This window comes from Amycolatopsis sp. lyj-84, assembly GCF_046549075.1.
Lineage (GTDB): Bacteria > Actinomycetota > Actinomycetes > Mycobacteriales > Pseudonocardiaceae > Amycolatopsis.
Window position 1 is genome coordinate 56140 of the sequence record NZ_JAJPWO010000015.1, and the last position, 24880, is coordinate 81019.

At 69.7% G+C, this 24880-nt stretch carries 19 protein-coding genes; 7 read left to right on the forward strand and 12 right to left on the reverse strand.

Features of this window, described 5'->3' with window-relative positions; all coding sequences use genetic code 11:
* The first annotated feature begins 49 nt into the window (after nt 1-49).
* Entirely contained in the window at nt 50-1012 is a 963-nt protein-coding gene (locus ACLJRM_RS35240) for a GlxA family transcriptional regulator (protein WP_410665560.1), read from the forward strand.
* Here ACLJRM_RS35240 and ACLJRM_RS35245 read toward each other — a convergent pair.
* Nucleotides 1009-1404: a cupin domain-containing protein gene (locus ACLJRM_RS35245; protein ID WP_101609494.1), complete on the reverse strand. Its 396-nt coding sequence runs from the start codon at nt 1402-1404 to the stop codon at nt 1009-1011. The two genes, ACLJRM_RS35240 and ACLJRM_RS35245, sit on opposite strands and share 4 nt — an antisense overlap.
* 52 nt (nt 1405-1456) lie before the next feature.
* On the opposite strand from ACLJRM_RS35245, the gene ACLJRM_RS35250 reads away from it, so the two are divergent.
* Complete coding sequence (locus ACLJRM_RS35250) at nt 1457-2422, forward strand: helix-turn-helix domain-containing protein (protein WP_410665561.1); 966 nt, start codon at nt 1457-1459, stop codon at nt 2420-2422.
* Between the two features lie 112 nt (nt 2423-2534).
* On the opposite strand, the gene trpD is transcribed toward ACLJRM_RS35250, so the two are convergent.
* From trpD to ACLJRM_RS35265, 3 genes are all read right to left on the reverse strand, one after another.
* Nucleotides 2535-3563: an anthranilate phosphoribosyltransferase gene (gene trpD / locus ACLJRM_RS35255; RefSeq protein WP_174720442.1), complete on the reverse strand. Its 1029-nt coding sequence runs from the start codon at nt 3561-3563 to the stop codon at nt 2535-2537.
* 176 nt (nt 3564-3739) lie between these two features.
* On the reverse strand, nt 3740-4150 hold the full coding sequence (locus tag ACLJRM_RS35260) for a hypothetical protein (protein ID WP_037309389.1): 411 nt from the start codon (nt 4148-4150) through the stop codon (nt 3740-3742).
* A gap of 42 nt (nt 4151-4192) precedes the next feature.
* Nucleotides 4193-4627: a hypothetical protein gene (locus tag ACLJRM_RS35265; protein ID WP_101609492.1), complete on the reverse strand. Its 435-nt coding sequence runs from the start codon at nt 4625-4627 to the stop codon at nt 4193-4195.
* A gap of 95 nt (nt 4628-4722) precedes the next feature.
* Here ACLJRM_RS35265 and ACLJRM_RS35270 point away from each other — a divergent pair, with 95 nt between their 5' ends.
* From ACLJRM_RS35270 to ACLJRM_RS35285, 4 genes are read left to right on the forward strand one after another with little or no spacing between them, the layout of a single operon-like run.
* A complete protein-coding gene (locus tag ACLJRM_RS35270) occupies nt 4723-5346 on the forward strand; it encodes a heme-copper oxidase subunit III (protein WP_073848452.1) in 624 nt (207 codons plus the stop codon).
* A gap of 55 nt (nt 5347-5401) precedes the next feature.
* Entirely contained in the window at nt 5402-6220 is an 819-nt protein-coding gene (locus ACLJRM_RS35275; RefSeq protein ID WP_101609491.1) for a c-type cytochrome, read from the forward strand.
* Nucleotides 6217-7350 carry a ubiquinol-cytochrome c reductase iron-sulfur subunit gene (locus ACLJRM_RS35280; protein ID WP_101609490.1) on the forward strand — a complete coding sequence of 378 codons (1134 nt, stop codon included), beginning with the start codon at nt 6217-6219 and terminating at the stop codon, nt 7348-7350. The genes ACLJRM_RS35275 and ACLJRM_RS35280 overlap by 4 nt, the downstream gene beginning before the upstream one ends.
* Nucleotides 7347-9020, forward strand: coding sequence for a cytochrome b (locus ACLJRM_RS35285; RefSeq protein ID WP_410665562.1), 1674 nt, complete (start codon nt 7347-7349; stop codon nt 9018-9020). The genes ACLJRM_RS35280 and ACLJRM_RS35285 overlap by 4 nt, the downstream gene beginning before the upstream one ends.
* A gap of 106 nt (nt 9021-9126) precedes the next feature.
* Here ACLJRM_RS35285 and ACLJRM_RS35290 read toward each other — a convergent pair whose 3' ends face one another.
* The 8 genes from ACLJRM_RS35290 to ACLJRM_RS35325 all read right to left on the reverse strand — a co-directional run bounded on the left by ACLJRM_RS35290 (nt 9127) and on the right by ACLJRM_RS35325 (nt 23175).
* Nucleotides 9127-9519 (reverse strand): hypothetical protein, encoded by a 393-nt coding sequence (locus ACLJRM_RS35290; protein WP_410665563.1) that lies wholly within the window; start codon nt 9517-9519, stop codon nt 9127-9129.
* Nucleotides 9516-13412, reverse strand: coding sequence for a nucleic acid/nucleotide deaminase domain-containing protein (locus tag ACLJRM_RS35295; protein WP_410665564.1), 3897 nt, complete (start codon nt 13410-13412; stop codon nt 9516-9518). Before ACLJRM_RS35295 ends, ACLJRM_RS35290 begins: the two co-directional genes overlap by 4 nt.
* Nucleotides 13413-13486: 74 nt before the next feature.
* A complete protein-coding gene (locus ACLJRM_RS35300; protein ID WP_101609486.1) occupies nt 13487-15595 on the reverse strand; it encodes an AbfB domain-containing protein in 2109 nt (702 codons plus the stop codon).
* Nucleotides 15596-15675: 80 nt separating this feature from the next.
* Nucleotides 15676-17760 (reverse strand): AbfB domain-containing protein, encoded by a 2085-nt coding sequence (locus tag ACLJRM_RS35305; RefSeq protein ID WP_410665565.1) that lies wholly within the window; start codon nt 17758-17760, stop codon nt 15676-15678.
* A 36-nt stretch (nt 17761-17796) separates the two neighbouring features.
* Nucleotides 17797-18876, reverse strand: a complete 1080-nt coding sequence (locus ACLJRM_RS35310) for a hypothetical protein (RefSeq protein WP_410665566.1) — start codon at nt 18874-18876, stop codon at nt 17797-17799.
* A 55-nt stretch (nt 18877-18931) separates the two neighbouring features.
* Nucleotides 18932-20971: an AbfB domain-containing protein gene (locus ACLJRM_RS35315; RefSeq protein WP_410665567.1), complete on the reverse strand. Its 2040-nt coding sequence runs from the start codon at nt 20969-20971 to the stop codon at nt 18932-18934.
* 140 nt (nt 20972-21111) lie between these two features.
* A complete protein-coding gene (locus ACLJRM_RS35320) occupies nt 21112-21396 on the reverse strand; it encodes an Lrp/AsnC family transcriptional regulator (RefSeq protein WP_005154220.1) in 285 nt (94 codons plus the stop codon).
* A 60-nt stretch (nt 21397-21456) separates the two neighbouring features.
* Nucleotides 21457-23175: a DEDD exonuclease domain-containing protein gene (locus ACLJRM_RS35325; RefSeq protein WP_101609481.1), complete on the reverse strand. Its 1719-nt coding sequence runs from the start codon at nt 23173-23175 to the stop codon at nt 21457-21459.
* A gap of 96 nt (nt 23176-23271) precedes the next feature.
* Between ACLJRM_RS35325 and ACLJRM_RS35330 the strand changes: the two genes are divergently transcribed.
* Nucleotides 23272-24654 (forward strand): NYN domain-containing protein, encoded by a 1383-nt coding sequence (locus tag ACLJRM_RS35330; protein ID WP_101609480.1) that lies wholly within the window; start codon nt 23272-23274, stop codon nt 24652-24654.
* Nucleotides 24655-24880 lie beyond the last annotated feature (226 nt).

Sequence of the window (24880 nt, forward strand, 5' to 3'; positions counted from 1 at the left end):
CCAGTGTCAGAGATGACATCGACCGCAAAACTTGTGACACACTGCCTCGATGGACGTGAAGAAGGTCGCGGTGGTGCTGGCCGACCAGGTGTCGCCGTTCGAACTCGGCGTCGCGTGCGAGGTCTTCGGCACCGATCGCAGCGCGGACGGCATCGAGGGCTGGGACTTCGCGGTCTGCTCGCCCGGCGGCGAGAACGTCCTGAGCTGGTCCGGATTCGGACTGAACGGGCTGGAGAGCCTGGACTTCGCGGCGTCCGCCGATCTGCTGATCGTCCCGACCTGCGCGCCGCGCAGCGCGAGCCCGCCGGAGCCGGTCCTCGAGGTCCTGCGCGAGGCGGCGAGCCGGGGTGCCTGGGTCGCGGGCTTCTGCGCGGGAGTCTTCTCGCTCGGCTACGCGGGGCTTCTCGACGGGCGCAACTGCACCGTGCACTGGGTCTACGAGCAGGAGTTCCGAAGGCGCTTCCCGACGGCGAAGGTCGACCCGAAGGCGTTGTACGTCGACGACGGCGGCGTTCTCACCAGCGCGGGGACCGTCGCCGCCGTCGACCTGTGCCTGCATCTGGTGCGCGAACTGCGCGGTGTCGCCGCGGCCACCGCGCTGGCCAGGCGGATGGTCGCGGCGCCGCACCGGGTCGGCGGGCAGGCGCAGTTCGTGCAGGCGCCGGTACCCGAGACCGCCGCGCCGGACGACACCGTGCTCGCCGAAGCGCTCGAATGGATCGAGCGGCGGCTGGATCGGCCGTTCACCGTCGCGGAACTCGCCCGCCGCAGCGGTTTGGGGGAGCGGACCTTCCTTCGCCGGTTCTCGGCGGCCACCGGGACGACCCCGCACCGCTGGCTCACCGAACGCCGTCTCGATCGCGCGCAGTCGTTGCTCGAAGAAGGCCGTCTGTCCATTGAGGACATCGCGGTCGCCTGCGGATACGCCTCCGCCGCGGCGCTGCGGCACCAGTTCGGCAAGCTCCGCGGCACCAGTCCGAGCGCCTACCGCCGGACTTTTTCCGTCGGCTAGAAGGAGATTTCCTGCCCGACGGTGACCGTGACGTGGTCCGGCACCTCGTCGTGCTTGTCGCCGACCGACAGCGTCCCGGTCGGTTCGAACAGCAACAGTGAGGCACCGTCCACAGAGGACGGCTTGTGATACGTCCCGCGCGGCACGACGAACACCGAACCACGGGGCAGGGTCACGACGCGTTCGCCGTCCTCCTCGCGCAACGCGATGTCCAGCGTCCCGTCGAGGACGAGGAAGAACTCGTCGGTGTTCTCGTGGACGTGCCAGACGTGCTCGCCCGCGACCTTGGCGAGGCGGACGTCGTAGTCGTTGACGTGGGCGACGATCCGCGGGCTCCAGATCTCGTCGAATCCGGCCAGCGCGGTGCCCAGATCGATCGGCTGCTTGCTCATGAACCGATCCTGGCCGCTGGACCACCCGGGCAGTGAGTGCTAGGAATCGCATATGTCGCATGATTTCTCGCACGAGGTCGCCGTCCTGGTCGACGAGGGGTCCAATCCCTTCGAACTGGGCGTCGCGACCGAACTCTTCGGCCTGCGGCGGCCGGAACTGGATCGGCCCTGGTACGGCTTCACGTTGTGCGCCGCCGAGCCGTCCGTGCGCATGCACCTGGGGATGTTCACCCTCAGCGGGGTCGCCGGGCTCGACGCCGTGGAGTCCGCCGACACGGTGATCGTGCCCAACCGGCCCGATCCGGAGAGCCCGGCGCGGGAAGCGGTGCTGACCGCCATCCGCGACGCGGCCGCGCGGGGTGCCCGGCTGGTGAGCTTCTGCACCGGCGCCTTCACCCTCGCGCAGGCGGGCGTCCTGGACGGACGGCGCGCGACGACGCACTGGCGATGGGCCGGGCAGTTCCGGGCGCGGTTCCCCGAAGTGCGGCTGGAGCCGGACGTCCTGTTCGTCGACGACGGCGACGTCCTGACCGCGGCGGGCAGCGCGGCCGCGCTCGATCTGGGCCTGCACCTGATCAGCCGCGACCACGGCGCCGAGGTCGCCAACGCGGTGAGCAGGCGGCTGGTGTTCGCCGGGCACCGGGACGGCGGTCAGCGGCAGTTCGTCGAACGGCCGGTGCCGCCGGTGGCGGACACCTCGCTGGCGCCGGTGCTCGAATGGGCGCGGGAACGGCTGGACCGGCCGCTCACCGTCGCCGACCTCGCCACGCGGGCGGCGGCCAGCCAGGCGACGCTGCACCGGCGGTTCCGGGCCGAACTGGGGACGACGCCGCTGGCGTGGCTCACGACGGAACGGATCGCGCTGGCGTGCCGGTTGATCGAGCGCGGGGAGCAGCGGCTGGACCGGGTGGCGCGGGCTTCGGGTTTCGGCACCGCGGCGAACCTGCGGACCCAGCTCCGGCGGGCCACGGGACTGACTCCCTCGGCTTACCGGGCGCGGTTCAGCACCGCTTCTTAGCGCGGCCGCTCGCTCCGCTCCCCGGGACGGTCGCTCCGCTCCCCAACGCTATGAAAGGCCCGTTACTTGCAAAATTTGCAAGTAACGGGCCTTTCATAGCGCGCTTGAGGGGTTACGCGAAGGCGATCCACCGGTTCAGCAGGTCGGCGGCCGCACCCGAGTCGATGGCCGATGCCGCCCGCGCCAGGCCCGCGGCGAGGTCGTCTTCCAGCGAACCCGAGAACCCGGTGAAGGCCGCCAGCGCGGCCGCCGCGTTGAGCAGGACCGCGTCCCGCACCGGCCCGGGCTTCCCGGCCATCACCTGGCGGAACACCTCGGCGTTGTGCGCCGCGTCGCCGCCGCGCAGGTCTTCCGCGGTCGCTCGCGCGATGCCCAGTGACGAAGGGTCGAAACTGCGCTCGGTGATCTCGCCACCGGTGACCACCCACACCGAACTGGTGGTCGTGGTGGTGATCTCGTCGAGCCCGTCGTCGCCGCGGACGAGCAGCACGGTCATCCCGCGCCGCGCGAACACCTCGGCCAGCACGCGGGTCTTGTCCTCGTAGGCGCAGCCGATCAGCGAACTGCGCGGCTGCGCGGGGTTGGTCAGCGGGCCCAGCAGGTTGAACGTCGTGGGCACGCCGAGTTCGCCGCGTGTCGGGCCGGCGTGGCGCAGGGCGGGGTGGAACTTCGGCGCGAAGCAGAAGCCGATCCCCAGTTCGTTCACGCTGCGCTGCACCGTCTCGGGCGGCAGGTCGATGGTGACGCCCAGTTCCTCCAGCACGTCGGCTGCGCCGGACTTCGACGAGGCGCTCCGGTTGCCGTGCTTGGCCACCGGGGCGCCGGCCGCGGCCGTCACCACCGTGGCCATGGTGGAGATGTTGACCGAGTTGGACCGGTCGCCACCGGTGCCGACGATGTCCACCGACGGCCTGTCGATGGTCACCCGTTTGGCGTGCGCCAGCATGGCGTCGGCCATGCCGGAGATCTCCGCCGGTGTCTCGCCCTTCGCGCGCAGTGCGACGGCGAATCCGGCGATTTGGGAGGGCGTCGCCGCCCCGCTCATGATCTGGTCCATCGCCCACGCGGTGTCCTCCGCGGACAGGTCCGCGCGCGCGATGAGCTGGTTGAGCAGGGACGGCCAGGTCTTAGTGGTCACCATCGGAAGTCCTCCGGGGGTCTCGACGGCCCAGCTTCCCGCTGGACGCACGGGCCGCGAGATCCGAGTACAACGCCGGTACGAGGACCTCGCGGCCGCACGCCCAGCGGAAACCTGGATCCGCCGAATACCCCCGAATGCCTTCCGATGGCAACCACTTGGCGGCCGCGCTCATCGGCTCAGCCGTGCACGACTGGCACCCGGCGGGCGCGCAGTACGTCGGCGACCGTCTCGGCGGCGGTCAGCGGGTCGAGCGGGTGGACCAGCACCGCGTCGGCCTGCGACCAGGTCGCCAGCCATCGGTCGTCCTTGCGCCGCACCGAAACCACGATCGGCGGGCAATCCTCGATCTCGTTCTTGAGCTGACGGGTCAGCCCGATGCCGCCGGTCGGCTGTGCCTCGCCGTCGAGGATGGCCAGGTCCACGTTGCCCGCGTCCATCTCGACGAGGACCTCGGAGATGCCGGACGCCTCGGTGTAGTCCACCCGGCCGAGGTCGGCGGCGGGCCTGCGGCCGACGGCGTTGATGATCGCCTCGCGCACCTCCGCCTTGTGGCTGAACACCAGGATCCGCATCGCCTGCTCGCCCATGAGCGCGCCTCCGCCTCGTCTAGTCATGTCGACCCCGCGATGTTATCCGTCATGACCGACATCACGTGACGCACCCGACGGCTGGAGCGCGTCCCAGCCCAGCGAGTCCCCGCCGAGCCGCTGCGCGAGGCCCGCCATCCGCGACCGTTCCTGCGCGCAATGCAGCGCGTCGAGGGTCTGGACGCGCACCGCGTGCGTCAGCGTGAAGCCGCCGTCCGGTCCCTGTTCTCGCAGCTCCCAGCCGTCCTGGGCGAGGATCGAGGTCGCCTCCGCCACCTTTTCGGGCGGAAGTTTCAAGTGGTGGCGCAGGATCGCGGGTGCTTCGGCGACCCAAGCGGGTGATCTCGCCAGCACCGAAGAGTCCGCCTCGGCCGGATCGAAGGCCTCCGCGACGATCTCCACGCCGGGCGTGTCGACCGTCAGACCTGGGAGGTTCGGCTTCTTGACCAGGTCACGAAGCCGATCTAGTAAACCCATGAGTAGCCCGGTTCCCTCTTTCGTTCAGATGTGACCCGACACGCACGCGACTTGCCGTGGACCCACCCGGCGGGCCCCGTGCGTGAGAGGACATAATGCGACGCGTGACAACGGCAGCTCCCACCATCAGCCAGCGGGTCCACTCGCTGAACCGGCCGAACATGGTCAGTGTCGGCACCATCGTGTGGCTGTCCAGCGAACTGATGTTCTTCGCCGGACTGTTCGCCATGTTCTTCACCGTGAAGGCGCAGAACGCGACCGGCCAGTGGCCGCCGCCGCTGCACGGTGAGCCCTTCGAGTTGAACATCGCGCTGGCGATCCCGTTCACGGTGATCCTCGTGGCGTCTTCGTTCACTTGCCAGTTCGGCGTGTTCGCCGCCGAAAAGGGTGACGTCTTCGGCCTCCGCCGCTGGTACATCATCACGTTGATCATGGGCGCGATCTTCGTCGGCGGCCAGGGTTACGAGTACCTCCACCTGATCGAAGAGGGGATGACGATCCCGTCCGGCCCGTTCGGCACGGTCTTCTTCCTCGCGACCGGGTTCCACGGCCTGCACGTCATCGGCGGGCTCATCGCGTTCGTGTACCTGCTCATCCGCACCAAGCTGAGCAAGTTCACCCCGGCCCAGGCCACCTCGGCGATCGTCGTGTCGTACTACTGGCACTTCGTCGACATCGTGTGGGTGGGCCTGTTCGCGGTGATCTACATCCTTCCGTGATCGAAGCCGCCACCACGACCTATCGGCCTGAACTGACAGCAAGGGTTGCCGCAAGATGACCTCCAGCAAGGACAAGACGGAGCGCCGCTTCCGCAAGCGCTCGAAGGCGCGCAAGCGGTTCGCCGGCGCGCTGGCGCTCGGGATCGCGCTGCTGAGCGTGGGCGGCCTGTACGCCGTTTTCGCTCCGGAGCCGCAGACCGCGCAGGCGCAGGGCGAGTCCGCCCTCCTGCGCGAGGGCGAGAAGCTCTACAACAACACGTGTATCGAATGTCACGGGCCGAAGCTCGAAGGCGTCCCCGACCGCGGCCCGAGCCTCATCGGCATCGGCGACGCGGCCGTGTACTTCCAGACCTCGACCGGCCGCATGCCGGCGGTGCGCCAGGAGGCGCAGGCGATCCGCAAGCCGCCGAAGCTGTCCGAGGCCGAGATCAACGCGCTGGGCGCCTACATCCAGGCCAACGGCGGTGGCGCGCAGCGTCCCACCGAGAAGGGTGACGCGCTGCGCGGCGAGGACGTCGCGCGCGGCAGCGAGCTCTTCCGCCTCAACTGCGCCTCCTGCCACGGCTTCACCGGCCGCGGCGGCGCGCTCTCGTCGGGCAAGTTCGCCCCGAACCTGGACCCGGCCACGGAAGAGCAGATCTACACCGCGATGCTCACCGGGCCGCAGAACATGCCCAAGTTCTCCGACCGGCAGCTGTCGCCGGAGGAGAAGAAGGACATCATCGCGTTCGTGAAGTCCGTGAGTAACGGGAACAACTCACCCGGCGGTAGCTCGCTCGGCGGTATTGGCCCGGCCTCGGAGGGCGCGATCGCGTGGATCGTCGGGATCGCCGCGCTGATCGGCGTGACGTTGTGGATTGGATCGAAGGCATGAGCGCCGAAGGGCCGAAGCCGCCGACAGAGGCGGAGTTGGCGGACATGGATCGCGACCAGCTGGTGAAGCTGGGTACCGCGCTCGACGGTGTCGAGATCGTCGAGTACCCGACTCCGTGGCCGGTCGAGGGGACGCGGGCGGAGAAGCGCGCCGAGCGCGCTGTCGCGCTGTGGTTCGTGCTGGCCGCGATCGCCGGTCTCGCGTTCGTGGTCCTCATCGCGTGGCCGCACTGGTTCGAGTACAAGGAGCCGGGCACGACCGGCTACACCAAGTACACGCTGTACACGCCGCTGCTCGGGGTCACGCTCGGCCTCGCCGTGCTCAGCATCGGCATCGGCGCGGTCCTCTACACCAAGAAGTTCATCCCGGCCGAGGTCGCGGTGCAGGAGCGCGGGGACGGCGGGTCGAAAGAGGTCGACAAGGCCACCATCCTCGCCCAGCTGGCCCACTCGGGCAGCCACAGCACCATCGCGCGCCGGTCGCTGATCAAGCGGTCCGCGGGCGCCGGTGCCGGTGTGCTCGGCCTGGCCGTCGCGGCCCTGCCGGTGGCGTCCTTCATCAAGGACCCCTGGAAGGACACCGAAGGCCGCGACTCGCTGTGGCACTCGGGCTGGAAGAAGAACTTCCCGGACGAGGTCGTCTACCTGCGCCGCAACACCGGCCGTCCGCACGAGGTCTCCCTGGTCAGGGTCGAGGACCTCGACGCGGGCGCCATGGAGACGGTGTTCCCGTTCCGCGAGTCGGAGCGGGAGGACGAGCACGCGCTGTCCGCCGCCTTCAAGCGGGTCGACAACCCCGTCATGCTGATCCGCCTTCGCCCCACCGACGCCGCCAAGGTCGTCAAGCGGGCGAACCAGGAGGATTACAACTTCGGTGACTACTACGCGTACACGAAGATCTGCAGCCACGTGGGCTGCCCGACCTCCCTGTACGAGCAGCGGACCAACCGCATCCTCTGCCCCTGTCACCAGTCGCAGTTCGACGCGCTCCACTACGCCAAGCCGATTTTCGGTCCGGCGACGCGGCCGTTGGCCCAGCTTCCGATTACAGTGGACAAAGAGGGCTTCCTGATCGCGCGCGGAGACTTCAACGAGGCCGTCGGACCGGCCTTTTGGGAGCGTAAGTCATGAGTTCACTCACCACCCCGACGAAGGGGACGAACCCGGTCGAGAAGGCCGCGGGTGCGGGTGCCAAGTGGGCCGACGACCGGTATCACCTGGCCAAGGGCATGCGGCACCAGATCAACAAGGTGTTCCCGACCCACTGGTCCTTCCTCCTGGGCGAGATCGCGCTCTACAGCTTCATCATCCTGCTGCTGTCGGGTGTGTACCTCACGCTGTTCTTCGACCCCTCCATGGAGGAGGTCGTCTACAACGGCAGCTACACCGGTCTTCAGGGCGTCGAGATGTCGCGGGCCTTCGCGACCACGCTCGACATCTCGTTCGACGTCCGCGGCGGTCTGTTCGTCCGCCAGCTGCACCACTGGGCCGCGCTGATCTTCGTCGCGTCGATGATGGTGCACATGTTCCGGATCTTCTTCACCGGAGCGTTCCGCCGTCCGCGTGAGGCGAACTGGGTCATCGGCGCGCTGCTGCTGGTCCTGGGCATGTTCGAGGGCTTCTTCGGCTACTCGCTCCCGGACGACCTGCTCTCCGGTACCGGTATCCGCGCGACCCTGTCGGGCATCGTGCTCTCGGTGCCGGTCATGGGCACCTGGATCCACTGGGCGCTGTTCGGCGGGGAGTTCCCCGGCAACGAGATCATCCCGCGCCTCTACACGATCCACATCCTGCTGCTGCCGGGCATCATGCTCGCCCTCGTCGGCGCGCACCTCGCGCTGGTCTGGTACCAGAAGCACACGCAGTTCCCCGGCGTGCGCCGCAAGGAGACCAACGTCGTCGGCGTCCGCATCATGCCGGTCTTCGCGCTCAAGGGCGGTGCGTTCTTCGCACTGGTCACCGGCATCATCGCGCTGATGTCGGGCCTCTTCCAGATCAACCCGATCTGGAACATCGGCCCGTACAACGCGGCGCAGGTCTCGGCGGGCTCACAGCCTGACTGGTACATGGCCTGGGCCGACGGCATGCTGCGGATCTGGCCCGCGTGGGAGCTCTACCTGGGGAACTACACGGTCCCCGCGGTGTTCTTCCCCGGCGCGGTCGGGATGCCACTGCTGATCGGGTTGCTGGTGATGTATCCCTGGATCGAGCGAAAGCTGTCCAAGGACACCGCGCACCACAACCTGCTGCAGCGTCCGCGCGACGTCCCGGTCCGGACCTCGCTCGGCATCATGGCCCTGACGTTCTTCGCGGTCATCATGCTGTCGGGCTTCAACGACATCATCGCGTTCGCCTTCGACATCTCGCTGAACGCGACGACGTGGGCGGGCCGGATCGGTGTGCTGCTCGCACCGCCGATCGCGTACTACCTCACCTACCGGATCTGCCTGGGTCTCCAGCGGGCCGACCGCGAGGTGCTGGAGCACGGTGTCGAAACCGGCATCATCAAGCGCCTGCCGCACGGTGAGTTCATCGAAATCCACCAGCCGCTCGGCCCGGTGGACGACCACGGCCACCCGCTGCCGCTCGAGTACCAGGGCGCGTCGGTGCCGAAGAAGATGAACAAGCTCGGCTCGGCCGGACACCCCGTCGCGGGTTCGACCTGGTCTCCGGACCCGGTCGAGGAGACGATCGCGCTGGAGCGCGCCCGGGCCAACGGGCACGGCAACGGCAACGGCAAGGTCGACGACATCGGCGGCGAGCCCTCGCAGGAGCGCAAGGAGATCACCTCCGGGCACTAGCGGACCGCCGCTGAAGGGGACTTTCCCCTCGTTACACGCGACCAAGGGCGCTTTCCCCGCATGCGATGCGGGGAAAGCGCCCTTCGTCTTGCCCTCGTGTGGCTGGTCAGCCGACGACCCGCAGCTCCAGCGGCCGCATGTCGTCCTCGCTCGGTACCACGGTGAGGCCCGCGGCGGTGAGGACCGCGGTGAGCGCCGCCCTCACCGCCGCGTGTGCGGAGTTCAGCTGCCGCACCCTCGGATGTTCGATCTCCCCGGCCGTCAGATGCCGGTAGACCTCCTCCTGCCAGGCGACGTTCATCAGCCAGTTCACGTAGACGCCGCCGGCTTCGCCGAAGAGGTCCACGTCGATCGCCGCGCCGCCCTCGTCGCTGAGGCCGGAGAGGTCCGGTTCGGCGATCACCCGGAAACCCGCCTCCAGCAGGACGGCCGCGGTCCGGCCGCCCAGTGCGAGCAGCCGTTCCTGGTCGGCGGGGGAGACCCGTCGCGGCGACGTCATCCGGCACCCACGAGCACGCGTTCCTCCTTGGTCTCGGCGATCAGCGCGCCGGGGAAGTGGATACCGCGTTTCCGGTAGGCGGTCCGCATGTAGCCCTGCAGGAGCGTCTTGTACGCCGAATTGAGCAGCTCGTCGTTGGTCCAGGCCACCGAGAAGGAAACCTTGAGATCGTCCCCCATTTCGGGCACCCAATCCCGATCACAGTCCGGACACGGCTCTCGTTCGGAGTACAGGGCCTTGATGTCCTTCGGGTTCTTCCCCTTGGCCCGCACCTTCTGGACGATGTCCTTCTCGGAGTGATGGTCCTTGCCCGCACTGTAACCGATCACGTAGTTCGGATACTTGCCGTCGGGGTTGGTCCAGCCTTCCAAGTAGGCGACCGCGATATTGCGGCTGATCCCGAAGCCGGACCCGATCCGCGCGTCCATCGCGATGGACGACATGCCGCCGCTGTCGTAGTCGACGATCCCGCAGGTGAAGTCCGGTAAGTCCGCGGTTTTCGCCGCGGTCGCCGGGACTTCGGAGAGCCGCTTGCACCATTTGCGGATGGTCTTGAAGATCGGCGTGACCTTCTCAACGACCTTGCTGAAGAGCGCGGATTTGCTCACGAACTTCTTGATGTTGTCGATGATCTTCACGACCGCCGAAGCCACCTTCGGCAACTTCAGGAACACCGCGACCACCGACGCCACGTTGAGCACGGTCCAGATGCAGGCTTCGATGTTGCCCTCGCCGAAGCACCTTTCCGCGTCGCGCCAGCCGATGACCTCCAGCAGCACTTCGGCGCCGATCTCGACGAGGAATTCGACGACCCCGCCGCCGCTCTGGGCCTTGTCCCTCGCCTGCCGGTATTCGTCCAGGAGCATGCGCCCGAAATCGGACGTCGAAAGCATCGCGACTTCTTCCGGCGTCAGGTCCGGGAGCTGCCCGGACGCCTCGGCCGCCTTGCGCCGTACTTCCTCCTCTTCCTGGCGTTGCCGTTCTTCGGCGCGGTCCGCGGCCTGCTGGGCCTCGGTCGCGCTTTGCCTCGCCCGCTCGGCCGCGGCGGCGGCGTTGCGGGCGTGCTCCTCCGCCCGGTCGGCGGCGTCCCTGGCCTCGGCCGCCGACCTTTCGGCGTTCGTCGCCGCTTCCCTGGCCAGCCGCGCGTCGTTCTCTGCCCGGCTCGCGGAGTCACGGGCGGCCTGCGCCTCCCGCTCGGCCGCGGCCGCGCTCCGGCCCGCGATGGCCGCGTCGGCGTTCGCCTCGTTGGCGGCGGCCCTGGCGGTCTGCGCGTCGGCCCTGGCGGCCGCGTCGGACGCGTTCGCCCGTTCGCCCGCCGCTCGGGCGAGTGCCCCTTCGGCCGCCGCGCGTGCCGCCGCTTCCTGTGCCTCCGCGGCGGAATTCGCCGCCGCCGCGGCCGACGACGCCGCCCGTGCCGCGGCTTCGAAGGCGGGTTTCACCGCGTCCGCCGCCCGCCTGGCCGCGTCCGCGGCGCGTTCGGCGGCCGACTGGGCCTCGGCGGCCCGTTCCCGCGCGGCCCTCGCCTGCTCGTCGCCGACCGCCCTGGCCTGGCTCGCGACCAGGATGACGAAGTCCGCGTCGATGTCCGTGCCCGCGTACGGCGCGACGACCCGGATCGCGGTGTTCGCCGGATCGGTGATGGCCGCCGACGAAGAGCTCGCCGCCGTGGACGCCCGGAGCGCGACGGACGCCTGCGTGGCCGCCGAAACCGACTCGTTGAAGGCCGCGTCGGCCTCGGCACGCGTCCGTTCCGCCGCCATCAGCGAGCGCATCGCCTCCTGGGACGCCTGCTCGGCCAGCTGGACGGCCGCCCGCGCGGCCTCGCCCGCCTTGGTCTCCTCCAGGGTCGCTTCGCTGGCTTTGACGTTGGCCACGGTCGCGTGCTGGTGCGTTTCCGCGGCCGACGACTCGGCCTGGCCCGCTGCCCTGTCCGAAGCCGCGGCGGCTGCCTTGGCCTCCTGTGCGGCCGCGCGTGCCCGGGCCGCGGCCCGGGTCGACTCGGTCGCCGCTTCCCTGGCGACCACGGCCGCCCCGGTCGCCCGGTTGGCCGCGTCCCGTGCCGCGGAAGCCGCCGTGGTGGCCTGTCCTGCCTCGGCCCGGGCCGAGTCGGCCGCCCGGCGCGCGTCGCCCTCGGCCGTCGTCCCGCGTGCCGCCGCCTCGGCCGCGGTGAGCGCGTCCGCCTTGGCCTGGGCCGACTGCTTGCGCTGCTCGGCCGCGAAAGCGTTGTCACGGGCCGTCCGCGCGTTGCCTTCCTCGGTGACCGCCCGCTGTTCGGCGTCGCTAGCGAGCCGCTCCTGGTGCTGCGCCCGCTGGTTGGCGTCCTCGGCGATCCCGGCCTGACGCTGGGCCTCGCCGCGCTGTCGTCGCGCTTCCGCCGCCGCCTGGTCGGCACGCTGCCGCGCGTTGGCCGCGTTGACGCGTTCCGCCTCGGCGACCTGCCGGGCGCTCTTCGCCCGGTCCCGCTGGCGTTGCGCCTCTTCCCGGTGCCCGCGGGTCCGGTCCGCGGCCGCCCTGGCCGCCTCGGCCGCGGTTTCCGCCTGTTCGCGAGCGGACTTGGCGCGGACGGCGGCGTCCTTGGCCGCCGCGGCCTGTGCGGCCGCGGCATCGGCGACCGCCTTGGCGGCCTGCGCGTGCTGTTCGGCGTGCAGGCCCCACTGACGTGCCTGTTCCGCGTGCCGCTCCGCCCGTTCCTGCGCGTTGCGGGCCTGATCGGTCGCCTCGGTGGCGTCGATCGCGTGCTGCGCGGTCTCCGAAGCGTGCACGGCGCCCTGGGCGGCCGCGGCCATTCCCCGGGCCATGTCGCCCCACTGCGTGCCGTAGGGCAGCCCGGCGGCGATGAGTTCGGCGGCCTGGACACCCGCTCGTTCGGCGGCACCGACGGCGTCGGTCGACGCGGTGCGGGCGTTGGCCACCTGACGCGCGGCTTCGGCCTTGACGATGGTGAACGAGTCCGCCGGGTGATTCCCCGCCGCGTCGTTGGCGTCGAGGATCTGCTTGGCCTTACGGGCTTCGTTGCCCGCCTGCACCATCGCGTTGGCCACCCGCTGCAGCGCCCGCAGCGCGTCGCCGTGCGCCACCACGAGCTGTCCGCGCGCGGTCATCGCCCTGGCGGACCGCCGGGCGAGATCGCTCAGCTGGTCGGCCGCGCGTTCGGCGGCCTCCTGGTCGCGGATCTGCTTGTCGCGGTCTTCGGCGTCGCGCCGTGCGGCGGCCAGGTAGCCGGTGTTGAGGAATTCGGCGATCGCGGCGTCACCGGCGTCGAGCGCGGCCTGCGCCGCGGTCTTCACGTGGTGCCCGGCGACGCCGAGCAGGGCGGTGACCCGCGCGCGCAGCTGGTCGGCCCTGGCGTGGGTCCCGGCGGCGATCTGCGTGTCCCGTTCCTGCGCGATCTCCTTGCCGTAGGCCAGGAACTGCTCGCGATCGGTGTCGGTACCCGCCAGCACCCGCTGGACCTCGGCCTTGAAGATCGGGCCGCCGGTGCCCGTCATCGCCTGGATCGTGGCCCGGTTTTGCCTGGCCGTCTCGGCCACGCGTGCCGCGGCGCGGGCTTTGGCCGCGTCGAGACCTTGTTCGAGGAATTCCTCCAGCGCGGCGGCGGTTCCGGCGGCCAGCGCGGCCGCGGCGGCTTCGCGGACTTCCGGCTCTTCGGCCAGTTCCGCGTAGTCGGTGACGATCTGGCGGACGAACGGTTCGCCGACGAGGGAGGGGACACCCGCCTGTCCGTCCCAGTTGCGGTACGGGTCTTCCGGCATCGGCCGTGCGGGCGACGTCGGTGGCGGGGTGACGGGTGGTGGATCGTCGGCCGACGCGGAACCGGGCTGGATCAGCCCGGCGAAAACGGTCAGGACCAAAAAGAGGACGAGCGCTCTCAGCGCGTGTTCGGGTTTTGACATCTGAACCCCCAGAAGTCTTCGTTTCCTGGAAAAGGAAAGGTGGCCTCGCCGGTGTCCCGGCGAGGCCACCGGTGTCACCTGGCGTACGCCCACGCGCCCTTCTGGGCGGTGTGATCGATGTTGCCGAACTGGAACATGCTCCGGCGCTTCCCGGGTTCACCCGGGACGTCCATCTCGTCGGAGATGGGATAGCCGAGCCAGCTTCGTTCCCAGCCCATCTTTTCCCAGAGTTCGCGGATGGCACCGAAGATCAGCCGCGAATCCGTGCTGGGACTCCAATAGATGGACCGGCCGCTTTCGAGATGGGTCGCCCGGCCGACCCCGTCCGGGAGGAAGAGGTTGTCGACGACGGGCAGGTTGGCGGGGACCTTGTGCCCGCCCATGGACCAGTACTTGGTCAGGATCGGGAACAGGATGTTCTTCGGCCCCAGCGAAGGGTTCCAGAAGGCCGCGCCGTTCTGGAACTTCCGCACCCGCACCCCGTTCTCGATGTACTCCGGCGTCACCGCCGGTCCGAAGTACTCACGCCACCAGTCCTCGTTGAGCAGGCGGAGGTCGATCTTCGTGGAGATGTTGGGATTCGGGTCGACGGTCTTCCACGACGCATCGGTCGCGTAATTGCCCGTGGTGTCGAAGTTGTTCTCGGCGCTCTGGCCGTGCGCGGCCCACAGTTCGCCCCAGTACTGCCTCAGGTACCGGCCGGGGTGCGCCTTCGACTGCAGGCTCACGTTGCCCGCGCTGTTGTCCAGGCCCGGCCGCGCGCACCAGGTCGCGTTGAGCTTGAACCCGTCGGTGCCGTCGTTGCCCGCGAGCTGGACCCGCAGGTTCGGCGCGACCCGCAGATAGCTGCCGACCCGGGTGGCCGATTCGAGCGAGAAGCAGTTCGCGTCCGCGAGCCCGGTGACGACCTTCCAGCTGGCCTCGCCGAGCGGGGCGGTGACGGTGTTCGCCGGCTGCGTCCCCGGGGTCGCCCAGGCGTCGCCTCCGCCGCTGCGCACGTGCCAGCCGCGGGTATTCGAGGTGACTCCCGAGAAACCCTGCTCGAGCGGAAGGTACTGGCCCCTGGCGAGGAAGTCCTTGACCTGGTCCCAGGTCCCGGTCGCCGCGACCGAAGCCGCCGCGGCCGAGAGCCGCGGGCGCAGCCTGCTCGCATCGGCCTTCGTCTTGATGTCCCGCACCTTCTGCCGGTCGGCTTCCTCACGCTCGCGCAGGATCCGGGCGTCGTCGCGGGCACGGGCCTCGCCGATGCCGGTGACGATGAACCGCGTCCAGTCCGCCGCCCCGGCGATCAAGGCGGCGTTCGCCGCGTTCTTGATCTCGCGGTGCGCGGGGTCGGCCAGTTCCGGCGTCTTCAGCAGTTCCCGGATGAAGTCGTCGTCGGGCAGCAGCAGCCAGCTCGCGACGGCGACGACCGGGATCTTGTGGCAGGCGTCCTTCTTGGCCGCGACCGCTTCGGCGCGTCGGCCTTCTTCCTCGCCCTTCTGTTTCTCCCGCTCGATGTAGTCGAGCTGGTCCTGGTGGTGCAGCTCCCGGATCTTGTTCTCGATGAAGTCCTTCCAGACCGCCGCGTCGCCACCGAAGGCGTCGAGGGCACCGAGCTTGAGCTTGGTGCCCGCCGGAGCCCGTTGGTAGACCTTGTAGACGAAGTTCTGGTCGTTGTCGTTGAGGATGACGTCGTCGTAGGCGAGTTCGGCGTCGATCAGCACCTCCCGCCGGACACGGACGGTCTCGTTCCACGCGTCCTGACGGCGCTGCCGTTCGATCCGGTCCCGCGCGGCGAAGTCGAAGACCCCGGTGCGGATGAACGCCGTCGCGTCCGGCGCGGCGGGCGTCTGCACCATGATCCGGTAGACGCGGTACGACTCTTCTTTGGTGAGCGGGAAATCGGTGCCGTTGATCCGGTCGAAGACCTTGAAGACGAAGTTCATGTCGGTGGCGTTACGCCATTCGGACGTCGCGTCGCCGACCTCGATCTCGTGGACCGCCCTGACCTTTTCCAGTTCGGTCGCGGCCGGGAGTTCGGCCGCCGCCACGTCCGGGCTCTCCAGCGGGACCTCGGGCGCGGGCGGTGGCGGTGCGGCGCTCGCGCCCGCCGGGGCGACCAGACCGGTCAGCGCGGTGGCGACGGTCAGGATCGCGAGCGTCCGGGTCAGTTTTCCGGTGTTCCCCAGTGTTCTTCGCATTTCGGAATACCTTCGTCGAGGAGAAAGAAGACCGGCAGGGGACCGGGACCTCCCGGTCCCCTGCCGGATTCGGGCCGGACTCAGCCCACGGGGACGCCCACGCGGCGGAATACCCTCAGTTCGCCGTCGGCCGCGTTCCAGCTGATGGACCAGCCGTTCTGGAAATCGCTGCGGCGTCCGCCGGGGATGTCGTACTCGTCACTGGTCGGGAAACCGAGCTGACCGGTCTCCGCGCCGAGCGAATCCCATTTGCCGCGGATGGCGCCCATCACGAGCTTGGCCCCGGTCGCCGGGGTCCAATAGATCGCGACACCCTGCTGCAGCGAGATCTTCGCCGAACCGCTCCCGGAGATTTGATGGGTCAGCGGCAGCAGCCATTTGTGCCCGCCCAAGGCCAGATACCGCGTGTGGACCTCGCCCGTGACGAACCTGGCGCCGGTCTCCGGGCCCCAGTAGACGCGCCCGTTCTGGAAGTCCCGGTAGCGGACGCCCGCGTCGTGGACCTCGGCGGCCTTCGGGTTCCCGGCCAGGGCGCGAAGCTGGTCGTCGTTGTACCAGCCCAGCATCAGCGGGGTGGAGACCTCGGGGTTGGGGGCGACGACCTTCCAGCCCGAGTCCTCGTTGAACAGCCGTTCGGTGTCGAACCAGTTGCCGCCGCCGAGCTGCGCGACCCACAGCTGCGCGTCGGTGTGCCGCAGGACCCGGCCCGGCTGCGCCTTCGACTCCAGCGCGATGCCCCAGCCGGTGCGCTTCGGGCACCAGGTCGCGTCCCGTTTGAACGCGTCCGTGCCGTCGTTGCCGTGCAGCTTGACCCGGAAGTCCTGCTGCCGCAGGTAGTTCCCGGTGCGGTCGACGGATTCGAACGAGTAGCAGAGGGGGTCGGCGAGCCCGCTCGCGACCTTCCACGTCGCGTACGGCAGCGGTTTGGTGCCGTCGGTACCGGCCTGCCCGGGGGTGATCCAGGCATCGCCGCCGCCGGAGTGCACGTACCAGCCCTTCACCCCGGGGGTCACGGTCTGGAGCGACTGGTTCAGCACCTGGTACTGGCCCTCGCGCAGGAACGCGACGACGTCGGAGCGCGAACCGGTGAGCGCGGTGTCGGCGGCCGCGACCAGCCGGGGCCGGACACCGCCGTTCTCCGCCCTGGTCCTGATCTCCCGGACGACACGGCGGTTCGCCTCGTCCTCCTCGCGTTCGCGGCGGGCCTTGCCCCGGTCCGCCGCCTGCTTGAGGCCGGTGTTGACGAACGTCCGCCACACGGCCGGATCGGTGCTGCGCGAAGCGAGGTCGGCGGCGTCCTTGATCTCGACGTTCGCCGGGACCGCGAGTTCGGGGAGACGCAGCAGTTCGCGGATGAAGACGTCGTCGGGTGCCTGCAGCCAAACGGTCTGGAAGGTGGCGGGGATGGCGGCCACCGCCGAACGCCGTTTGAGTTCGCGCTCGACGCGCTGTGCCTCTTCTTCGCTCTGCTGACGCGCCTTTTCGATGGCGGCGAAGTCGTCCTGCTCGGCGAGTTCGAGGACGGTGACCTCGATGAAGGTCTTCCACACGGCGGCGTCACCCTGATACGCGGTGGCGGCGCCCGCCTTGACCTTGCTCCCGGTGGTGGCCCGGCTGAAGACCTGGAACACGAAGTTCCGGTCGGTCAGGTCGAGCATCGCCGGGTCCGGGGCGATGTGCGCGTTCTCGATCGCCTTCATCCGGGTGGTGACGCGATGCTGCTTTTCGGCGTCGCGCAGCACCTGCTCGTCCTGATCGCGCTGGACGAACTCGTGGACGCCGGTCCGGATGAACACCGAGGCGTCGGGCACGGCGAGCCCGTAGACCCGGGAGGCCTCGGCCTTGGTGCGGGGGAACTTGTCGATACTGATCTTGTCGTAGATCCGGAAGACGAAGTTCCGGTCGGACAGCCGGAGCCAGTCGTCGGTCGGTTCCCCGACGTGGATGGCGTTGACGGCGTCGTACTTCTCCCGTTGCGTGGCGGGGAGAATGGTCGTCGAGCCGACGTCGGGTTCGGCCGTCGGGATCGCCGGCGGCACGGCCTGCCCCGGCGGTGGTTCGGCCGCGTGGGCGGGAATGCCCAGCAGTCCGGAGAAGGCGGCGGCGACGGTTGCCACCGCCAGGCCACGGCACAACCGTGACGTGGACATAGTCGTTCTTCGCATACCCCAGTTCCTTCTTCTCGAGAGAGACGGTCGTGATCAGCTCGGGTTCTTGACCCGCTGTTCGCCTTCGAGTGCCTGTCGCAGCAGCGATTCCCAGTACGCGGCCTGGTCGACGGCCATCGAGCGGTTGTTCTCCCAATCGGCCTCGGTCGCTTTCGCCGGGTCGATCATCGCGTTCCAGTTCGGGTTCTGCGCCTGCTGGGCCGCGAGCAGGATGGCGCGCCAGGTTTCGGCCTGCTGCCGCGAGAAGTCACGCGCCTCCTCCCATTTGGACTGTGCGGGCGAGGCCTGCGTGCCGACGCTTCGCCAGGCCGCGGCTGCCTTGTCCCTGGCTTCTTTCCCGGCTTCGCCCTCGGTCTCCCTGGCGGCCTTCTCCGCGGCTTCCGCGTCGGTGATCAGCCGCGCGATGGTGTGCAGCCACTGCTGGTTCTGGTCCAGCACCCGCTCGCGGAACGACTCGATGTCCAGCCGTGCCGCGTGCGCCCAGCCCCAGGCGAAGAAGTCGGTCAGATCGTCGTCGGTCGCTCCCGCCCGGACGGCGTAGGAGGCGGCGAACCGCACCTGCGCGCCGGGATCGTTCTGCGCCAGCATCCGGATGTAGCGGCGGTCCTCCTCGACCAGTGCCCGTTTCTGCTCTCCGAGATCGGCGCGGAACTTCAGGTCGCGGGCCTTGGCGGCCTCGTAACCACCGCCGTGACAGAACTCTTCGCGTTTCGACGGCGACTCGGTCAGGTAGTTCGAGGCCGCTTCGTAGACCTCCGGCGAATACTGCCGGGTGTGCGTTTCCAGCAGCCTGTTCAGGAAATCGATGTTGCGTTTGTCGAGGTTCTGCGCCCTTTCCTTCGCGAAGACGAGGCCGCCGTCGGGAAGACGCAGGAACTCGATGGCCGCCGCGTCCGGATCCTCGCTCAGCAGCGCCACCCACGCGTCGGTCTTCACCGTCGCGTAGAAGCCGTATTTCGCGTGGTACAACACTTCTCGCCGGGCGATCTCACCCGGCATCGAGGCCGAGGCCGAGACGACGCCCGGCACGGCCGCGCCCGCCACCGGAACGGAGACCGTCCCGGTGAACAGGACGGCCGCGCACAGGGCACAGGACAGCATTCGTAGATACACGGAAGCCCCCAATCACTTCGGTGCAGAATGGATATTCGGTTATGGGTGGAAAGGGTCAGCGGCGATAGGCCAGCGTTTGCCCCGTCGCCGGGTAGTGCACGATCCAGCCGCCTTGGAAGTCGCTGCGCCTTCCGTTTTCGACGGCGTATTCGTCACTGATCGGGTATCCGAGATAACCCGTCCCGCCGCCTTCGGCGATCCACTTGTCCTGGATGGCGCCGTAGACGAGTTTCGGTTCGATCGACTTGTCGCCCCAGTAGAGGCTCGCCCCGTTCCGGAACTTCACGCGGTGCGCGCCGTCGGGGAGGGTCTCCTGGTCGGTCTCCGGGAACGAGAACTGGAGGCCGCCGAAGGCGACGTACCTCGCGACGAACGGCGAGCCCATCCACTTCGCGGCCGGTCCGAGCCGATCGTGCTGGTACATCCGGCCCTTGGCGAAGTCGCGGTACCGGAATCCGTTGCCGTCATAGCCTTCGAACACCTCGGCGGCGACGGGCGCGCCCACCGCCGCGGCGGCCGCGGCGTCGTTGTGCCACCGGAGCATGAGGACCGTGGTGATCTCGGGGTCCGGTTCCCGGGTCGCCCACGCGATGTCGGCCATGAAGGACGGGCCGCCGTCGAAGGCGTCGGACCCGGTCCGTGCCGCCGCCCAGAGCTTGTTCTGGAAATGGCGGAGGAACCGGCCCGGCTGGGCCTTCGATTCCAGGGCGACGTGGGCCGAGACGGGTTTCGGGCACCAGGTCGCGTCGAGTTTGAACTGGTCCGTGCCGTCGTGACCCTGCACCTTCACCGCGAGGTTCTGCTGCCGGAGGTAGATACCCGCCTGACGGGTGGATTCCAGCGAATAGCAGCCCGCGTCGGCCAGTCCGGTCACCACCCGCCAGTTCGCCGCGGGGAACGGTCTGGTCCCCGTCGGCCGGTTCGGGTTGTCGCCGGTGCCGACGGTCCCTTCGCCGACGACGTTGCCGGTCACGTAGTAGCCACGCCGCCCTTGCGAGGTGGCCATGAGCGACTGTGCCAGCGGAAGGAACTGCCCGTCCCGCAGGAAAGCGGTCACGTCGGCGGGAGTGCCCCGCAGTGCCGCGTCGGCGGCCTGGACCAGCCGCGGCCGCAACCGGGAGGCCTCGGCCTTCGCCCTGATGTCCCGCACCTTCTGGCGGTCGGCCTCGTCGCGCGCGGCCTGTTCGCGGGCGCCGTCCCGTTTGACCGCGTCGTGGACACCGCGGTCGATGTACGCCCGCCACACGAGCCTGTCGCTGCTCTGCAGCGCGGCCAGCGCGGCGGCCTTGACCTCCGCGTGGACCGGATCGGCGAGCTGGGTGGTCTTGAGCAGCTCACGGATGAAATCGTCGTCGGTCAGGCCGAGCCACGCCGGGTTCGGCGGGACCGGGACGGCGTTGACCGCGTTGGTGCGGGCGAAGTCGGATTCCAGTTTCTTCGCGGCTTCTTCGTCCCGCTCGCGTTCACGCTCGATGGCGTCGAGCTGATCTCGCGTGTGCAGGTCGTAGATCGTGGTGGTGATGTACGTCTTCCACGCCGCCGCGTCGCCGCCCCAGGCGTCGAGAGCGCCGTTCTTCACCTTCGGCCCGGAAGCGCGTTTCCAGACCTGGTAGACGAAGTTCTGGTCGGTCCCGTCGAGCATCGCGGCGTCGGCGGTGATCCCGGCCCAGCGCGCCGCGTCCTCCCTGGCCTTCCTGGCCAGCGCGACTTCCCGGTCGCGCCGGATCTTCTCGTCGTGGTCGCGTTCGACGAATTCGTGGATCCCGGTGCGGATGAACGCCGACGCGTCGGCGACTTCGAGTTTGTAGACGCGATACGCCTCGATCCTGGTCAGCGGGTACTGCGCCGGGTCGGCCCGGTCGTACACGCGGAACACGAACGCCTTGTCGTCCAGTGAGGTCCACTCACCGGTGATCTCTTCGCCGATGGCCGTGACGGCCCTGGCCTTTTCGAGGACACCGGCGGGCGGGACTTCCGTCGTGGCGACGTCTTTCGCCACTTCGGCGGCCATCGGTGACGCGATCGCGAGGTTTCCGGACAGGAAAGTGGCAGCGGCCATCGCCGCGATCCCCGAAGGGACCGATCTTCGGTACATGTTCAGTTATCCCCAGTTCCCGGAATTCCCCCAGTGAAATCCCGGTCGAGGTTCACCTAACCGCTGATGTCCGATTCGCGCAAGATCCGCCTGGACTAGTCAGGAAATCACTCTTGCGACATGTGTCCGGAAAGGAATTGTCAGGCGCCTTCCACCCCGATGTCGAAGGCCGACTCGCTGTCCGCCTTCGAGTACGAGCGGAACGCGATGTGCGTGACCGTGCTCAGCACTCCGGGGACCTTGCCGATCTTCGCCGGGATCAGATCCGCGAGGTCTTCGTGGGCCGCGACGCGGACCGAAGCGATCAGGTCGACGTCGCCCGCGCAGGAGTAGACCTCGCGGACGCCCTCGATGTCCGCGATCGCCTGCGCCGCTTCGGGGATCGCATCGGCTTCGACCTGGATCAGCACGATCGCCGTGATCAAAGGGTCCTCCTGTGTTCGTTGTCGCGCGTCTCCGTCGGGCTTGGTCCCGGCAAAAAGATCCTAGCCCGCGACCCGCTCCAGCGCCGTCGCGCTCGCGGCCAGGTCGAGCCACTCCTGCCAGCCGCCCGCGACGGCCGCCTCGGCCCACGGGTGGGTGGTGCGCACGAGCCGGACCCCCGGGCGGGTCAGCCAGCGGAGCAGGATGCCGACCTCCTCCGAGATCGCGCCGAAGAGCGGCCCTGGACCGGGGATCACCGTCTCCGCCGAGGCCACCAGCATCTCGACCACCGGCATCGGCGGCACCCCGCGCCGGGCGACGCCCGCCGACGCGAGCCTGCCGTGCCGGATCACCGCGAGTTCCCAGCCGCCCTTCCCGTCCGGCCCGGCGGCGATCAGTTCGGGAATACCCGCCAGCGCAGACTGCCGGTGTGCCCTGCCGACCGCGCGGATCAGCCCGGCCAGCTGATCGCGGTGCTGGGCGGCCTGTTCGTAGTGTTCGGCCTCGGCGAGCCGGGCCAGCTGGTCGGCGGCGGCCCGCAGCGGGCGGGCGTCCGTCCCGGCGATGAGACCGGACACCGCCAGCACGCCGGGCCGGTACGCCTCGACCGTCTGCAGACCGGCGCACGGCGCGCCGCAGCGGCCGAGCTCGGCGAGGACGCAGGGGGTGCCGCTCGGCGCGGTGGCCGAGATGCGCTGGGTGCACGTGCGCAGCCCGGTGGCGCCGGCGAGAGTGTCCGCGGCCGACCGGGCGTCGGTCTGGGTGCGGAAGGGGCCCAGCGTCCCGTCCCGCGGCAGGCGGACCACCGAAAGGCGCGGGAACGCCTCCTCGGTCAGCGAGACCCACCAGGCGTGCCGCGGATTCTTGGAACGGCGGTTGTACATGGGGCGGTGGGCGGCGATCAGCCGCAGCTCCCGGATGGAGGCCTCCAGCGCGTGCGCGCACTCGACCGTGTCGACCCGCTCGGCCAGCGCGACCATCTCCCGGATCCGCCCGCGGCTTTCCGAGCCGGTGAAGTACTGCCGGACGCGCCGCCGCAGGTCGGACGACGTCCCGACGTAGAGGACCTCCTCGCTCGGGCCGCGGAACAGGTAGACCCCGGGCCTCGACGGCAGATGCTCGGCCAGCGAACGTTTGCGGCGCTGGGCCGGGGTCACCTCGGGCAGGTAGTCCAGCAGCTCTTCGAGCGTGTGGACGCCGACGTTGCCGACGCGTTCGAGCAGTGCGTGGAGGACGTCCACTGTGGCGCGCGCGTCCGCGAGGGCGCGGTGGTTGGGCGTCGTCCTCGCCCCGAACAGCGCGGCCAGCGCGGAAAGCCGGTAGCTGGGCGTCTCGTCACGGGAGATGACCCGGCGGGCGAGCCGGACCGTGCAGACGACGGCCGTCTTCGGCCAGCGGTAACCGTGGCCTTCGCAGGCCGCGCGCATGAAACCGGTGTCGAAGGGGGCGTTGTGCGCCACGAGCACGGCACCGGAGATGAACTCGAGGAACGCCGGCAGGACCCGCTCGATCCGGGGGGCGTCGTAGACCATCGCGCTGGTGATGCCGGTGAGCTCGACGATCTGCGGCGGGATCGGCATCCCCGGGTTGACGAAGGTGGCGAACTCGCCGACGATCTCACCTGCGTGGACCTTGACCGCGCCGATCTCGGTGATCCCGTCCGGCCCGGGTTTCGTCCCGGTGGTCTCCAGGTCGAAGACGACGAAAGTGGTGTCCCGCAAGGGTGTTCCGAGTTCGTCGAAGGCGAGTTGCGCCGCCCCCGGCCGCCGTCCGGTGTCCATGGTCGGGCACAGTAGGGGTGGGCACCGACAATCTCAGTATTCGCGCACGGTGTCCCATCGAGCGCGCCCTGAGCCCATGGGGCCTACCCTGGAGCGATGCAGCCGCAGCCCGCAGTGCCCGAACTGCCCGAGGACGCCACTGGCGGCCCCTCGGGGGTCGTGGCGTCGTCAGGTGGGCCGTCCGACGAGGTCCCGGCCGAAGGCTGGACGTCCCTGCCGGAGACCGTACGTGAGCGGATCGCCGAGCTGGCGGCCGCCGCCGTCGGCAAGCTGCCGGTCGCCGACGTGCCGAGGCAGCTGCGCCCGGTCGCCAAGTTCGCTCCGGCCAAGCGCGCGAAACTCGGCGGGACGGCGTTGCTCGCCGCGCTGGGGGAGTCGTCGCAGTTCCGGGTCGCGGTCACCGAATGGCTGCGCGACCACCGCACGGACGCCCTCGACCCGAACGCCCCCGATTCCGTCGCCGCCGCGGCCGCCGCCGTGCTGCTGGGCGAAGCGGGTGCGGCGGGCCGGGTCCGGCTGGTGGCGAAGAACGCCGAGGAGACGGCGTTGCGTGCAGAACGCGACGCCGCGCTGGCCCGTAACCAGCGGCTCGAGTCCGAAGTGGCGCAGCTGCGTGAAGACTTGCGCGGGGCCAAGGAGATCGCCGGTGGCGCGCGGGGCGAACGTGACGCCGAGGTCGAGAAGCTGTTGAAGCGCCTGCGGGAGCAAGGCGTCCAGCTGCGTCAGGCCAAGGACGCGGTCGCGCAGGCTCACGCCGAAATGGAGAGCGGCGGTGCCGAGCGCGCCGAAGAGGTCAAGGCACTGAAGGCCCAGTTGGACCGTGAGAGGCAGCGAGTCGCGGCTGAGCGGGTGCGGGCGGAGAAGGCCGTCACAGACGCTGAGATCGCCCGTCAGTCCGCCCGAGAGGCGCGTCAGGCCGACGAGGTCCGGCTCGGGCTGCTACTGGACACGATCGAAGGCGCCGTCGGCGGCCTGCGCCGGGAACTCTCGGTGAGCGCGCGGGGCCAGCGGCCGGCGGACATGGTCCGCGGTGCGACGTCGGGCCTGGGGGCGGGCGGCAAGATCCAGGACGTCACCGCGCTCGACAGGCACCTCGCGCTGCCCAACGTGCATCTGATCGTCGACGGCTACAACGTCACGAAGACGGGCTATCCGGAGCTGGCGCTTTCCGACCAGCGCGACCGGCTTATCCACCAGCTTTCCGCGCTGGCCGCGCGGACCAGCGCCGAGGTGACCGTGGTGTTCGACGGCGCCGGGGTGCTCTCCGTGCCCGCGGCGGTGCCGCGCGGGGTGCGGGTGCTGTTCTCCGAACGCGGCGTGCTCGCGGACGACGTCATCCGGTCCCTGGTCGCGGCCGAGCCGCCCGGGCGGCCGATGGTGGTCGCGAGCACGGACCGCGCGGTGGCCGACTCGGTGCGGCGGAAGGGCGCGCATCCGGTGCCCTCGGCGGTGCTGGTGTCGAGGCTCAGCCGGGTGTGACGGGTGCGGCAGCGCGTGGGCCTCGTGAGTGGCTAGGACGGTTCTGACGGACCCGTAGTTGCGCCGACCCACAGGAATCCGGCCTTGTGTCGGTGTCCCTTGGGGCTCTCGCTGGCTGGCGTGTGAGTGGGGAAGATTTGGGACGTTGAGTGTCCCCGATCCTCCGTTGATCAAGCTCCGAGAACGGAACACCCGCCTCGACGATGAAGGAATCGGGACACTCGAC